This window comes from Brevibacterium sanguinis, from assembly GCF_039528855.1.
In the GTDB taxonomy this organism is placed as follows: domain Bacteria; phylum Actinomycetota; class Actinomycetes; order Actinomycetales; family Brevibacteriaceae; genus Brevibacterium; species Brevibacterium sanguinis.
In genome coordinates, this window is record NZ_BAAAMB010000010.1 from 201,576 (window position 1) to 214,718 (window position 13,143).

General features: G+C 69.6%; 15 protein-coding genes and 1 tRNA gene. 8 read left to right on the forward strand and 8 right to left on the reverse strand.

What is annotated here, in order from left to right; all coding sequences use genetic code 11:
• Nucleotides 1-66 precede the first annotated feature (66 nt).
• The 3 genes from ABD154_RS12860 to ABD154_RS12870 form a co-directional block, all read right to left on the reverse strand.
• A complete protein-coding gene (locus ABD154_RS12860) occupies nucleotides 67-549 on the reverse strand; it encodes a DUF4190 domain-containing protein (RefSeq protein WP_198500646.1) in 483 nt (160 codons plus the stop codon).
• Nucleotides 550-792: 243 nt separating this feature from the next.
• Entirely contained in the window at nucleotides 793-1,371 is a 579-nt protein-coding gene (locus ABD154_RS12865) for a TIGR03085 family metal-binding protein (protein WP_140955476.1), read from the reverse strand.
• A gap of 20 nt (nucleotides 1,372-1,391) precedes the next feature.
• The gene (locus tag ABD154_RS12870; protein WP_232623845.1) at nucleotides 1,392-2,306 is read right to left on the reverse strand and encodes a Sir2 family NAD-dependent protein deacetylase; all 915 of its coding nucleotides are present in this window, start codon (nucleotides 2,304-2,306) and stop codon (nucleotides 1,392-1,394) included.
• A gap of 42 nt (nucleotides 2,307-2,348) precedes the next feature.
• On the opposite strand from ABD154_RS12870, the gene ABD154_RS12875 reads away from it, so the two are divergent.
• The 3 genes from ABD154_RS12875 (at nucleotide 2,349) to ABD154_RS12885 (ending at nucleotide 3,750) form a co-directional block, all read left to right on the forward strand.
• Entirely contained in the window at nucleotides 2,349-2,798 is a 450-nt protein-coding gene (locus tag ABD154_RS12875; protein ID WP_198500645.1) for a flavodoxin family protein, read from the forward strand.
• A gap of 131 nt (nucleotides 2,799-2,929) precedes the next feature.
• A complete protein-coding gene (locus tag ABD154_RS12880; protein ID WP_198500644.1) occupies nucleotides 2,930-3,349 on the forward strand; it encodes a hypothetical protein in 420 nt (139 codons plus the stop codon).
• A gap of 29 nt (nucleotides 3,350-3,378) precedes the next feature.
• Complete coding sequence (locus ABD154_RS12885) at nucleotides 3,379-3,750, forward strand: winged helix-turn-helix domain-containing protein (protein ID WP_198500643.1); 372 nt, start codon at nucleotides 3,379-3,381, stop codon at nucleotides 3,748-3,750.
• A gap of 61 nt (nucleotides 3,751-3,811) precedes the next feature.
• On the opposite strand, the gene ABD154_RS12890 is transcribed toward ABD154_RS12885, so the two are convergent.
• A complete protein-coding gene (locus tag ABD154_RS12890) occupies nucleotides 3,812-4,486 on the reverse strand; it encodes a DNA alkylation repair protein (protein ID WP_140955552.1) in 675 nt (224 codons plus the stop codon).
• 135 nt (nucleotides 4,487-4,621) lie between these two features.
• Nucleotides 4,622-5,020 carry a YciI family protein gene (locus ABD154_RS12895; protein ID WP_198500642.1) on the reverse strand — a complete coding sequence of 133 codons (399 nt, stop codon included), beginning with the start codon at nucleotides 5,018-5,020 and terminating at the stop codon, nucleotides 4,622-4,624.
• Nucleotides 5,021-5,209: 189 nt separating this feature from the next.
• On the opposite strand from ABD154_RS12895, the gene ABD154_RS12900 reads away from it, so the two are divergent.
• Entirely contained in the window at nucleotides 5,210-6,169 is a 960-nt protein-coding gene (locus ABD154_RS12900; RefSeq protein WP_198500641.1) for an NADP-dependent oxidoreductase, read from the forward strand.
• Here the strand turns inward: ABD154_RS12900 and ABD154_RS12905 are convergent.
• Nucleotides 6,159-6,845 (reverse strand): hypothetical protein, encoded by a 687-nt coding sequence (locus ABD154_RS12905; RefSeq protein WP_198500640.1) that lies wholly within the window; start codon nucleotides 6,843-6,845, stop codon nucleotides 6,159-6,161. The genes ABD154_RS12900 and ABD154_RS12905 overlap by 11 nt on opposite strands.
• Before the next feature lie 28 nt (nucleotides 6,846-6,873).
• On the opposite strand from ABD154_RS12905, the gene ABD154_RS12910 reads away from it, so the two are divergent.
• The 3 genes from ABD154_RS12910 (at nucleotide 6,874) to ABD154_RS12920 (ending at nucleotide 9,948) form a co-directional block, all read left to right on the forward strand.
• Nucleotides 6,874-7,464, forward strand: a complete 591-nt coding sequence (locus tag ABD154_RS12910; protein ID WP_198500639.1) for a TetR/AcrR family transcriptional regulator — start codon at nucleotides 6,874-6,876, stop codon at nucleotides 7,462-7,464.
• Between the two features lie 230 nt (nucleotides 7,465-7,694).
• The gene (locus ABD154_RS12915; protein WP_198500638.1) at nucleotides 7,695-8,228 is read left to right on the forward strand and encodes a type 1 glutamine amidotransferase domain-containing protein; all 534 of its coding nucleotides are present in this window, start codon (nucleotides 7,695-7,697) and stop codon (nucleotides 8,226-8,228) included.
• A gap of 130 nt (nucleotides 8,229-8,358) precedes the next feature.
• Nucleotides 8,359-9,948, forward strand: coding sequence for a SpoIID/LytB domain-containing protein (locus tag ABD154_RS12920; RefSeq protein WP_211978048.1), 1,590 nt, complete (start codon nucleotides 8,359-8,361; stop codon nucleotides 9,946-9,948).
• A 406-nt stretch (nucleotides 9,949-10,354) separates the two neighbouring features.
• Here the strand turns inward: ABD154_RS12920 and ABD154_RS12925 are convergent.
• Both ABD154_RS12925 and ABD154_RS12930 read right to left on the reverse strand, forming a co-directional pair.
• Nucleotides 10,355-10,442, reverse strand: a tRNA-Ser gene (locus tag ABD154_RS12925).
• A gap of 61 nt (nucleotides 10,443-10,503) precedes the next feature.
• Nucleotides 10,504-11,433: a helix-turn-helix transcriptional regulator gene (locus ABD154_RS12930; protein ID WP_198500637.1), complete on the reverse strand. Its 930-nt coding sequence runs from the start codon at nucleotides 11,431-11,433 to the stop codon at nucleotides 10,504-10,506.
• Nucleotides 11,434-11,534: 101 nt separating this feature from the next.
• Here ABD154_RS12930 and ABD154_RS12935 point away from each other — a divergent pair, with 101 nt between their 5' ends.
• Nucleotides 11,535-13,052, forward strand: coding sequence for an MFS transporter (locus tag ABD154_RS12935; protein ID WP_198500636.1), 1,518 nt, complete (start codon nucleotides 11,535-11,537; stop codon nucleotides 13,050-13,052).
• Nucleotides 13,053-13,143 lie beyond the last annotated feature (91 nt).

The window sequence follows — 13,143 nt, forward strand, 5'->3', positions numbered from 1 at the left end:
CCGCGCGCGGTCGGGGTGACCGGGCGCGGGCCCTCTGCTGCGGTCGCGGCTAGGACATCATCGCGGCTACGACATCATCGCGGCGAGCACGCTGAGCGAGACGCCGAGGAAGCCGCCGACGACGGCGATGCCGATGAAGACGAGGCCGAGGATGAAGCCCCACTTGCCGAACTCGTTGTCGCCGAAGCCCGCCTCCTTCGAGGCGCGACGGGCCATGTACCCGGTGACGATGCCGATGGCCGGGCCGATGAAGTTGAAGCCGATGAACGTCGACAGGGTCGCGACGAGCGAGATGATGCCGAGCACTTTGCCCGGATCCTCTGCCGCTCGCTGGGCCGGGTAGAGCCGATCAGCGTAGGGCTCATCGGGATAGGGCTGATCGGCATGCGGCTGGGCGTAGGGCCCCTGGGCGTACGACCGGGGTGCGTCGGGCCGCTGCGGGTAGGCCGACTGCCGGTCGGGATCGGTCACGTCCGGCCGGGCTCCCAGCTGGCCTGTTCCGGTCGGGTCGAATCGATTGTCGGGTTGGGGTGCGACCGGTGTGCTCATCGCGGTGCCTCTCTCGTGTGGTCCGAACTCCAGGCTGATGGCTTCAGCCTAGGAACCGGACCGGTGAGGGGAAAGGGACCTATCCGTCGACCTCGGCGGGGGTTTTCCCCCGGTCGCATCCGACAGGCTCATCGGGCGGGCGCCCGGCCTCTCCTCTGCGCGCGCCCGACACCTCCTCGGCGGGCGCCCGGCACCACCTCGGCGGGCGGTCAACACCGGCATTTCGCCCCGCCTCGGCGGGTCTCAGCGCACGTCGACGAGGGCGTGGTCGGTGCGGCCGAGGAGCCAGAGGAGGACCTCGACGGGTTCGCCGGTCACGGTCGTCGTCTCTCCGCGGCCGGCGGCGTGGGTGCCGAAGCCGGGACTGACGATGACGGTGCGGCCCTTCGCCTTCGCCGCGTAGGGCAGGAGCGCGAACCGGGCTTGGGCCCACACGGTCGCGTTGTCCTTCCGGGAGAGGCGGCGGGGGAACCATTCGAGTTCGGCACGGCGGATGTCCTCATGGTGGACGAGGTATTCGGTCGTGTTCATCACCGAGCCGACGCCGGGCCACGCTCCCGGGGTCCACTTCGGTGGGGCGGCGACGAGGCCGAGCAGCTCGGAGTACGGCATCGACGCGTAGTCGCGCTCCTTGTCCTCGAGCCTGCCCTCGAACGCGGGGACCATGATCCCCATGGCCGCGACGGGTTCGCGTTCGCGGATGACGAGGTGGGTGGCGAGGTCCCTGGTCGTCCACCCCTCACAGAGGGTGGGCGCGTCCTCACCGGCGGCGCGGGCAGCGGCAACGAGGCGCAGTCGTTCTGCGCGAGCAAGACTGGTCATGGTGGCAGTCTGTCATTGCCTCATTGGATTTCTCTGGACGCCCACTCTCTGACGAAGTCGGTGACCCGGGAGATCGACCGGTAATCGGCAAGGTCATCTCCCCTGGTGGGGCCGTCGGTGACGATGACGACCGGCTTGCCCTCCTTCGCCGCCGACCGCACGAAGCGCAGCCCCGAGAGCACCGCGAGCGACGATCCGAGAACAAGGAGACCCGCCGCCGAATCAGAGATCCGATTCGCCTCGGCAACGCGATCGGGCGGGACGGCGTCGCCGAAGTAGACGACATCGGGCTTGAGGAGTCCGCCGCAGATCGGACAGTCGAGGACCCGGAAGTGCGCGGTCTCCTCGAGGTCGACGTCGCCGTCGGGTGCGGTCTCGACGTCGATCGGATCGATGCCGGTGAGCGCGATGAAATCGCGGTTGAGGGCGGTGAGCTCGTCCTGCACCCAGTCGCGGTCGAAGGTGTGGCCGGTCTTCAGACACACGACTCGGTCGAGGCTGCCGTGGAGGTCGATGACGGGACTCCGGCTGCCGACCTCCCGCGCCGCGGTCTGGTGGAGCCCGTCGACGTTCTGAGTGATGATGCCGGCGACCGGCAGACGGGCGAGCGCGAGGTGACCGGGGTTGGGATCCGCCCACTCCATCCGCGGCCAGCCCACCCAGGACCGCGCCCAGTACCGAGCACGCTGCTCGGGCGAGGAGAGGAAGTTCTGGATCGTCATCGGCCGGCGGGGCGCGGCATCGGGGCCGCGGTAATCCGGGATTCCCGAATCCGTGCTCATCCCCGCCCCGGTGAGCACCGCCCAGTCGCTCGGGTCGTACCCCGTGGTGAGGACGTCGATGATCTCGGAGTCGGTATGGCTGGCCACCGGACGGGTGCGCCCGCGCAGCGGATCGACGATGACTGCCATGGTCTCCTCGGTCTCCTTGCTCATTCTCTCTCCCCAGTCCCCATCGACTGCGTCTATCGTGGCCGTATGGTCAGCGTACTGCTCGTTCATCACTCACCGTCACCATCGACGCAGAGAATCGCCGAGGCGGCCGAGGCCGGACTGCGCCTGCCCGAGCTCGGCGACATCGACGTCACCGTCAGACCCGCCCTCGAGGCCACCGTCGACGACGTGCTCGCCGCCGACGCCTACGTGCTCGGGACGACAGCGAACTTCGGCTACATCTCCGGGGCGCTCAAGCACTTCTTCGACACCACGTACGACGCGGTGCGCGAGCCCACGGCTGGTCGGCCGTTCTCCTACTGGATACACGGCGGCTATGACACGACCGGCGCGGAGACCGCGATGACGCAGATCACGACCGGGCTGGGATGGTCGCTCGTCTTCGATCCGCTCGTCCTCACCGGCGCGGTCGACGAGGAGCATCTCGAGACCGCGACGGAGCTCGCCGCGACGGTGGCCGCCTCGACGCTCTGAGATTGCTCCGAGAAACTACTTTCCAATATAGAAAGTAGTTGGTAGGGTGAAATCACTTCCACCGGAAGTCAACGGTCATCTCGTTGGATCGGCCGCCTCGGCGGATCCGCAATCGCATCGAAGGAGCAGCCATGACCACGCCCACCCCGCAGCAAGCCACCGACCTCCTCGCCCAGATCGATTCGACGCAGAAGCAGGCCCGCAGCACCGATGCGTGGCCGCTCGTCCTCTTCCTCCTCGTCATCAGCGCCGCGGCCTCGATCGGGCTCGTCGGAATGGCGCTCATCGACGATTCGACGACCCAGCTCACCCTCCTCGGGGCGAGCGCCGCGTGGCTCGCCGCCGCGCTCGTCGTCTACCTCGTCTCCGCCCTGAGCTGGAGCCGCCGGTCGACGCTCCTGCTGCTGACCTGGCTGCCGGTCATCGTCCTCGCCTTCATCGCCGGGGTGATCGCCGACAGCCTCACCGCGGGATCGTGGGTGACGGTCGCCGCCGCCGGAGTCGTCTGGGTCGCAGGCATCCTCGGTGCTCTCATCGGACTGCGCCGGTGAGGCGCGCAGAGACGAATGAGGAGACCACGATGACCCCCTCCACCGCCCCCACCGACGGCACGGGAGCCGATTCGGAGTCCGCGCCCGAGGAGACGATCCCCCACCTCGGCGAGACCCTCTCCCGGATCGATCCGGACCTCGGGAACCCGACCCGGCTCGGACTCGTCGCCAGCCTGAAGAACCGCGATCGCGCGGAGTTCAAGCTGCTGCGCGATTCGCTCGGAGTCTCGGATTCCGTGCTCTCCCGACACATCACGGCACTGGAGAAGGCCGGTCTCGTCGAGGTCGCGAAGGGCTACGTCGGCAAACGGCCGCGGACCTGGGTCTCGATCACGAAGGACGGCGCCGCCCGCCTCGACGGTCACGTCGAGGCGCTGCGCGAACTCGCCAGCGGACGCTGAGGCCGCGCCGGTCAGACGCTGGTCGTCCGGTCGCCGGTCCGCCCGATCGTCGCGCCGGCCGTCACTTCCCCTCGGCGCGGCGGCGGACGATCTCCGTGATCCAGATCGGGGCGAACGGCGAGGTGCAGTTCGGCGGCGTCGGATAGTCCTTGAGCACCTCGAGGCGCTCGCCGATCTCGAGCGCACGGTCCCTGAGCTCGGGGTTCTCGATGCCGATCGACGCCAGCGTCTCGTTCATCGCCCACTGCAGGCGTTCGGGTGCCTCCTTCATCTCGGCGTCGATGACGTCGAGGAGGCCTGGCAGATCGAGGCCCTCGGGATCCTTCGCCACCCTCTCCGAGGTCAGAGCCCATCCGGCCGAGGCGACAACCGGATCGGGGTCGGCCATCCACGTCGTCCGCAGCGCCTCGGCGTGCTTCGACTTCTTGACGATGTAGTTGACGAGCCACCCGTGGACCTTCGGCACCCGCGACTCCCGGAGCATCGCGTCGAGCTCGGCCGCGTCCCAGCTGCGCGGACGCATGATGAGGATCGCGACGAGGCGGGCGGCGGTGTCCCCGGTCGCCCACAGCTGCCGGGCGAGGTCGTCGTTCTTCTTCAGCTCCTTCGCGATGCCGCGCAGCTTCGTGAGGTTGACCCCGTGGTCGTCGCCGTGCCGTTCATTGACCGCACGAGCCTTGGGGTCCTCGAGCTCGGCGAGCTCCGCCCTGACACCAGCCACCGTCGCCTCGACCATGCTCGTCCCCTCGCTGTCGTTCCCATTGCCGCGCACCCTCATTCTGCCCCACATCGCGTGTTCGCCGCGCGTCGTCGCACCGTCACTCCGCGTCGTCGCACCGGCGTCGCACCGTCAGCGCGCGTCGTCAAACCGTCAGTGCGCGTCGTCGCCGAGGTAGGGCCGGACCTCGAGCCATTCGTTGATCGGGGCACCCTGGAAGCCGGGGGCCGCGGAGAGTTCGGCGGCGAGCGCGAGCGCGCGATCCCAGTCGGCGACGTCGATGATCATCCACCCGGCGACGAGGTCCTTCGAATCGGGGAACGGCGACCTGACCTCCGGGGAGAGGTCCGGCCCCGACGCCCGGACGAAGGCGCCGTCCGGCGACAGCGCCGCCGAGTCGACGAATTCGCCGGACTCGCGCAGCCGATCGGCGAAATCGTTCATGTACTGGACGTGCGCGTCGACCTCAGCGGGCGTCCACTGGTCCATGGGCACGAAGTCGATGTACTCCGGCGTCCCCCGGTAGTGCTTGAAGATCTGGTACTTGGCCATCGCTGGCTCCTCCTCCGATCACGGGAGCGCCGGACCACCTCGGCGAGCCCGATCTGCCCCTTCCCACCTCCCAGGGTAGGCCCGCGTCCCGGGAATGCGACCCGCGTGTGCGTCGTTGATGACAGTGCAGGGCTCAGCCTGCGCCACGGTCCCGACCGCGAGCGATTCCCACCATTTGAGGAGTGCAGCATGACCAAGCGCGTCCAGTACGACAATCACGGCACGACCGACGAACTCGAGGTCGTCGACGTCGAGTCCCCCACGGTCGGCCCGGGACAGGTGAGCGTCCAGGTCCGCTTCGCCGGCCTCAACCCGGTCGACCTCGCGATCCTCTCGGGAAGCTTCGGGTCCGGCAGCGGCACTCGCGGCCTCGGCATGGACTTCTCCGGTGTCGTCGCCGAGGTGGGCGACGGCGTCGAGGACTTCTCCCCCGGCGACCTCGTCTTCGGCGGCGTCCCCAACCAGTCGGAGGCCGACTACGTCCTCGTCAAGGATCCCGCCAAGCATCTCAACAAGATCCCCAAGGGACTGGGCACCGATGTCGCCGGCGGCCTCAACGTCGCCGGGAGCACCGCGGTCGCCGGCATCCGCGCGATCGCCCCGCAGGCCGGCGAGACGATCTTCGTCTCCGGCGCCTCGGGCGGGGTCGGCATCATCGCCGCCCAGCTCGCCCTCGGCCTCGGCGCCCGTGTCATCGGCACGACGAGCCCCGGCAACGTCCAGCTGCTCGACGGACTCGGCATCGACGCCGTCGAATACGGTCCCGAGCTCGAGGAGCGTCTGCGCGAAGCCGCCCCGGACGGCATCCAGGCCGCGTATTCGACGCGCGGCGAGGATGAGATCGAGATGCTCCTCGGCCTCGGCGTTCCCGCCGCGCGGATCAACTCGATCGCCGCCGGCCCGCAGGTCGCCGATAAGTACGGCGTCCACACCGACGGCCAGGCGAAGGCCCGCCGCGACGACCTCCCCTGGCTGGCGATGGCGATCGCCTACGGCCACGTCGTCGTGCCCATCGGCGGGGTGTTCGACCTCGACGACGTCCGCGCCGCCTACGGGTTCCTCACCGGCGGCCACCCCGTCGGGAAGGTGCTGCTGCGGATGGAGCCGAAGCCCTTCACCGCAGAGCAGACGGACTACCTCACACAGTGACGGCCGACCCCGGGGTCCGGTCCGCAGACACGCGCGCGGACCGGGCCCCGAGGCGTCTGCGCCCGTAGCCGATAAGCGCGACAGCGATCGCGACGGGCCAGACGAAGAACGGGATGTAGCAGGCCAGCAGGACGGCCCGCTCCCCCGCACTCATCCCCACATCGGGCGTCCAGCCGGGGACGACCCCGGTCCAGGCGAGGACGAACTTCACGAGCACGGACCCGATAAGCCCGAGCAGGACCACGGTGCCGATGCCGCCGACGATGAGCGGCACCAGGGGTGGGATCGTCCTCCCGCCGAGGCGGGGCACCCACCGCGGAACGACCTCGCCCCACGGCCGGATGAGTCCGAAGCCCGCCACGGCGACGAGCAGCGTGAGCACCTCGAGGCCGAGGACGTAGACGACGCCGCCAGCGGAGAACCGCACCTCGTCCGCGAGGCCGAATCCCACATCGAGACCGGCGAGCAGCGCGATCCGCCAAGCCACGCTCGGCAGCGGGAGCACGAGCGCGCCCCAGCCGGCGATGAGCGCCCAGCGGGGGATCTCTCGGTTCTGCGGCTCTCGGTTCCGTGGCTCTCGGCTCTGCGGCTCCCGGTTGCCTGACCGCCTGCCTTCTGGCTCCCCGTCCTCCGCCTCCCGCCTCGCCGGTTTTAAATCCTTCGTTCTAAAACTCATGCTCTAAAACTAGCTATGATCGGGTGCCATGGCAAGACCTGCGCGCTTCTCCGATGACGACATCCTCGACGGAGCCGCTCATGCGCTCTCCGTCAGCGGCCCCCGGGCGACGATCGCCGACGTCGCCCGGAGCATCGGCGGCCCGACGGGATCGATCTATCACCGCTTCCCCTCCCGTGACGATGTCTTCGCCCGCCTCTGGCTGCGTTCGATCGGCCGCTTCCACGTCGGCCTCCTCGCCGCGTACGACCTCGACGATCCGCACGAGGCCGTACGGGCCGCGGCGCGCCACATCCCGGCGTTCTGCCGCGCTCACCCCGAGGAGGCGCGTTCGATGCTCCTCTTCCGTCAGTCGGCACTCGCCGCCGAGGGCCCGCTCGGCGTCCGCGACGACGCCGCGCACATCAACGACGACATCGACGCGGCGATGGACGGCCTCCTCGCCCGGCGCTTCGGCGACCCGACGCCCCACCGGCGCGAACTCCTCTCGATGGGAACGCGCCTGGCCCCCTACGGCATCGTCCGCCCCTTCATCGGCACGGCGATCCCCGACTGGGTCGACGACGCTGTCGCCGCCTCCGCTGAGGCGATCGTCCGCCTCGGCGATCCCCCGCCCTGACCGGGACCCCGCGGATCTCGCGCCCCCGCCCCGACCGGCGCGGTCCCCACGCTCTGACCAGGACGCCGCGGATCATCTGCCCTGACCCGCCGGCCGATGTTCGGAATGTTCTCCCAGGGTCAGGCTGTTGAATGGAGACAACCCGAGTTGCGTCAAAGCGCAGCCTTCGGGTCGACCGGCATCGCGCCGGCCCGTGTCCGACAGCAGTGCACCAGAGAAGGAGAGCCACCATGGCCGTATCCGACAAGAAGATCGCATTCCTGCTCACCAACGGCGTCGAACAAGTCGAGCTGACGAGTCCGCGGACGGCACTCGATGAGGCGGGCGCGACGACCGTGATCATCTCGCCCTCGGAGAACACCCTGCAGGCGATGGAGAACGATTGGGACCACGGCGACACGTTCACCGTCGACGTGCCCGTCGCCGAGGCGAACGCCGACGACTACGACGCGCTCGTCCTGCCCGGCGGCACGATCAACGCCGACACCCTGCGCACCGATGAGGACGCCGTCGCACTCGTCAAGGCGTTCTTCGCCGCCGACAAGCCGGTGGCCGCGATCTGCCATGCCCCGTGGATCCTCGCGCAGGCCGACCTCGCGAAGGACCGGAAGCTCACGTCGTTCGAGTCGACGAAGGTCGATCTGGAGAACGCGGGAGCCGACTGGAGCGATTCCGAGGTCGTCGTCGACGGCAACCTCATCACCTCCCGCAACCCCGGCGATCTCGACGCGTTCAACGCCGCGATCGCCGATGCCCTCAAGTGAACCGGCTGGCGGATTGAGCTGAGCCAGCCGCCTCGGCGCGCGAACTCCCCGGGACCGCGGTTCCGGGGAGTTCGTCTGCGTTTCACCTCGGTGTGTCCGTGGACGCGCCACCTGCGCATATGATCATCACATGCGTGCTTCCTCCACCGGGCGTATGCCGTCCGGCGTCCTCTCCTGTCTGCTCACCGTTCTCCTCGTCGCCGTCTCCGGCGCGCTCACCGTCACCGTGCCCGCGCCGGCCGCGGCGGCCTATCCCACCGGCGGCGGCATCGGTGCGATGCACCGCTCGCTCGGCGGGGACACCGGACGGCTGGGCCCGGCGGTCAGCCCCGAGCGGTGCACGCTCAGGGACGGCGGGTGCTACCAGACGTTCAGGGCGGGCACGATCCATTGGACGAAGGCGACCGGGGCCCACGCGACGTGGGGTGCGATCCGCACGGCGTGGCAGAAGTCGGGCTGGGAGAACGGGCCGCTCGGGTACCCGACGAGCAACGAGTACAGGGCGGGTTCGGTGACCCGGCAGGACTTCGAGAACGGGCGCATCACGTGGACGAGCGCCGCCGGGGCGAAGATCGAGCTGACCACGGCGCCGTCGTCGTTCACCCTCAAGGGCTCCGGGTTCGGCCACGGGGTCGGGATGAGCCAGTACGGGGCCCGCGGGATGGCCGCCGCCGGCAAGAGCGCGACGCAGATCCTCGAGCACTACTACAACCCGGCGACGGTCACGCAGACCTCGGCGAACGCGAACTCCGACATCACCGTCCAGCTGCTCGCCGGGGAGAAGTCGGTGACGCTCACCCCGTCCGCGGGCCGCCTGCGGGTCAAGGTCGGGCGCACGACGGTCGAGTCGGGCTCGGCGATCACCGTCGAGCGGACGTCGTCGGGCAGAGTCAGGGCGAAGGTCGGGGGTCAGTCCTACGAGGGTTCGTGGATGACCGTCGAGTGGCAGAACACGCGCTACTGGTCGGGGTCGCAGGCGACGACGGTCGCGGTCAGCCGCGCCCAGTCGGGGTCGACGGGGACCTATCGGCACGGGAAGATCGAGATCCGGCAGCTGAAGAACGCGCTCAACGTCCTCGGCGTCATGCGGACGAACTCCGAGTACCTGCCGGGCATCGCCGAGGTCCCCGCGTCCTGGCAGTCGCCTGCGCTCGAGGCGCAGGCGATCGCCGCGCGGACGTATGCCTACCGCAATCTGGGGCCGCTCAAGGCCGACTGCGCGTGCAACGTCTACGACGAGGTCACCTCGCAGCACTTCAAGGGCTGGGCGCACGAGAACGCTCGCGAAAGCGGTCCTTGGCGCAGGGCCGTCCAGGCCACGCAGTCGGGATCGGGGGCGAACGTGAGGAACGCGAAGGTCGTCATGTACAAGGGTGCACTCATCGACGCCGTGTACTCCTCGTCCTCGGCGGGGGTGACGAACTCCGCCGCCGAGGTGTGGGGCAGCGATGTCCCCTACCTGCAGTCCCGTGACGATGCGGCGTCGAAGTCGAAAGCCGCCGGGAACCCGAATGCCGCGTGGACGGTGACGCCCTCGCAGGCGGCGATGGCGAAGGCATTCGGCCTGCCCGACGTCGCGACGGTGACGCTGACCCGGACGAAGGCGGGGCTCGTCACCTCGGCGAAGGCGACCTCGACGAAGGGGGCGACCGCGACCCGCTCCGGCGCCGAGCTGCGCAGTGCGCTCAAGCTGAAGTCCGCATCGTTCACCATGGGGTGAGCGGCGGGGTTCAGCACTGCCGGCGCTTGGCGTCCGGCGGAGACCGCTCCGGAGCGCCCACGCTCCCGAGCGGCTGAGCTTCGCGAGCTGCGGCGCGCGCAGGGACGGCCCGGCCGGCGGCTACCGGCTACCGGCTACCGGCTACCGGCTACCGGCTACCGGCTACCGAGCGAACGCTAGTGTGCACGCCACCCTGCGGGCCAAAAGTGAAAATGCAGGCGACTAGTCGTGGGGCAATTTTACTTTTGCCCGACATCTGCCCCGTGTCGCGCCTGCGCCGTGCCGATCGCAGCGTGTCGCCGCACCGACGCCGTGTGCCTCTGCAACGATGCCCCGTGTCGCGCGGGCACCCCGGCACGCAGAAGCCCCTCACCCGAATCTTCCCAGGTGAGGGGCTTGCGCTTGCTGGCGGAGGATAGGGGATTCGAACCCCTGAGGGCGTTAACCCAACCCGCGTTCCAGGCGAGCGCCATAGGCCACTAGGCGAATCCTCCGCGGATCAGCTTATCGGAGTCGTGACCGCAATGCGAAATCGCAGAGGCCCAGTGTGAACCATCACACGACCCGCAGGTGAACAGGCCGATCGCCCCCATCAGCCGCGGTTGCGAGCGCCCGTTCATGCTCGGCGACGACCTCGGCGCGCTTCTTCTCGATGCTGCCGTCCCTGATCCACCCGTGCAGCGTCTCCAGCCGCGCCCGGGTCACGGAGTCGACCGGCAGATACACCGACAGCGTCAGCCGCTGGTTCTCCTGCGCGATGAGCGTGGCCATCGTGAGGTTGAGGGTGCCGACGTAGGGGTTCTCGACGACCTTCGTCCGGCCCGGCGTCCGCCCGACATTGCCCGAATCCCACAGCGCTCGGAAGTCGGGGTACCGGCTCAGCCGCTCGAGCAGGGGACCCCACTCGGGGTCCTCGAGCGACTCGGCGTACGCCGCCCTCATCTTCGCGACGAGCAGCCGTTTGTGCTCGTCGATCGGCTGGAAGATCGAGGCCCACTCGGGGTTTTCGTACGCCTGGATGACGCAGTTGCGGTCGGCGGGGGCCACCTCGGCGAGATCGGTCGTGAGATACCGTTCGACCTCGTTGTACGCGCGGATCGTGTACGTCGGATCGGTGACCATCGCCGGCAGCGGCAGCACCTCGTCGAGCATCATCCGCAGCTGCTCGCCGACCTCCGAATCGCCGGGATTCGTCGCCCGATCCGGGTATCCGCCGAGGAGGAAGAGATGCGCGCGCTCCTCACGGTCGAGCAGCAGCGCCTCGGCGATCGCCTCGAGCACCGACTCGGAGGGGTGGACCTCCCTCCCCTGCTCGAGCCACGTGTACCAACTCGTGCCGATGTTCGCGAGCACCGCGACCTCTTCGCGCCGCAGACCCGGCACCCGCCGCCTCGTCCCCTTCGCCAGCCCGACATCGCAGGGCCGCACCCGATCGCGCCGCGACCGCAGGAACCGCCCCAGCTCACTTGTCCTCTCCTGTGCCATGCCCTCATTCTCCGCCCACTCCCCCGCCCGCATCCAGGTGGCGCGACCACCACCATGACCACGCCCTCCCACCTTGGTCACCGCGACCGAACAATGGGAGCATGAGAATCTCTCCCGGTGCCGCCACGGCAGAATCGAGTGCTCCCGTCCACAACGACAACCCCGCCGAGGCGACCGCCCCGACCGCATCGTCGACGCAGCCGCCATCGCGCCCCCAACCGACCGCGACCTCGGAGTCCGAGGCGACTCTGTGGCCGCTGCACGTCGGCGCGTTCCTCGCGACCTACATGTTCTCCGTCTCGAACATCGCGATCCCCGCCGTCAAGGCCGACCTCGGCGCCGGTGACTCCGCCTCCGCCCTCGTCGTCGGCCTGTTCTCCGCATCGTTCGCCGCGGGGCTCATCCTCAGCGGCCGCATCGGCGACCGCTTCGGCCGGCGTCGCCTCTTCACGATCGGCACCGCCGCCCTCGTCATCGTCTCCCTCGCCGTGGGTCTCGCTCCGACGACCGGTGCTCTCCTCGTCGCCCGCACCGGGCAGGGTCTGGCCGCGGCCTTGATGATGCCGCAGATCCTCGCAAGCATCCAGCACGCCCTCGCAGGTGCGGCGCGGCTGCGGGCGATCAGCCTCTTCGGGGCATTCTCAGGGGTCGGCACCGTCAGCGGTCAGGTCATCGGCGGCGGCCTCATCTCCCTCTTCGGTGCGGCGTGGGGCTGGCGCGCGGCATTCCTCAGCTGCGCCGTCGTCGCCCTCGCCGCGTTCCTCGGCTCTCTGAGGCTCACCGAGTCCCGGACTCCTCATCCGGTGCCGCTCGACCTCCGCGGCGCGGGACTGCTCGGCATCGGCATGCTCTGCCTCGTCATCGGCCTCGCCCTGGGACCGGTGACCGGCTGGCTGCCGCTGCCCGTGATCCTCCTCGTCACGGCCGTCCTCGCCCTCGGCGCCTTCGTCGCCTGGCAGGCCCGCGCCGAGGCGACCGACCGCCATCCGCTCATCCCTCCGCAGGTCGTGCGCATGCCGGCGGCATGGGTCGGCATGGTCATGTCGTTCGTCTTCTTCGGCGGGTTCGGCACCTTCATGTACAACTTCGCGCAGACGAGCCAGACCGGTCACCACGACCCCGCCTACATCTCCGGGCTCACCCTGGGCCTCTTCGCCGCGGCCTTCCTCCTCACCTCGCTCGCCGTCCCCCGCGTCGTCCGGCGGCTCACCGGCCCGGGCACGATGCTGCTCGGCACGCTGCTCCAGGTCATCGGCCTGCTCGGGGTGGCCTGGGCAGCCGCGGCCGCCGGCGAGGCCTTCAATCTGTGGATCCAGCTCCCCTCGATCTTCCTCGGCGTCGGTCAGGCGCTGCAGTTCGGTCCGCTCGTCGGCACGGTCGTCAGCGCCGTGCCCGACCGGGTGGCGGGCCTGAGCGGCGGACTCATCGCGACGATGCAGCAGGCGGGCATCGCCGTGGGTGTCGCCCTCCTCGGTGCGCTCTTCCACGCGGTGGCGGCCGGCTTCGGCTTCGACACGGCTTTCGCCGTCGCGAGCCTCGCCCAGATCGGAATGAGCGTGATCTTCGGCATCGGCGCCCTCGTCCTGCTCCGTGAAGCGAGGCGGACGATCACAGCCTGAGCGCACCGGCTCGAAACCGCCGCGAGCCCGGACCGATCGTCTCGGTCCGGGCTCGCAGCAGTCACCGGGCGTATGGCTCCCGTCGCCCGGC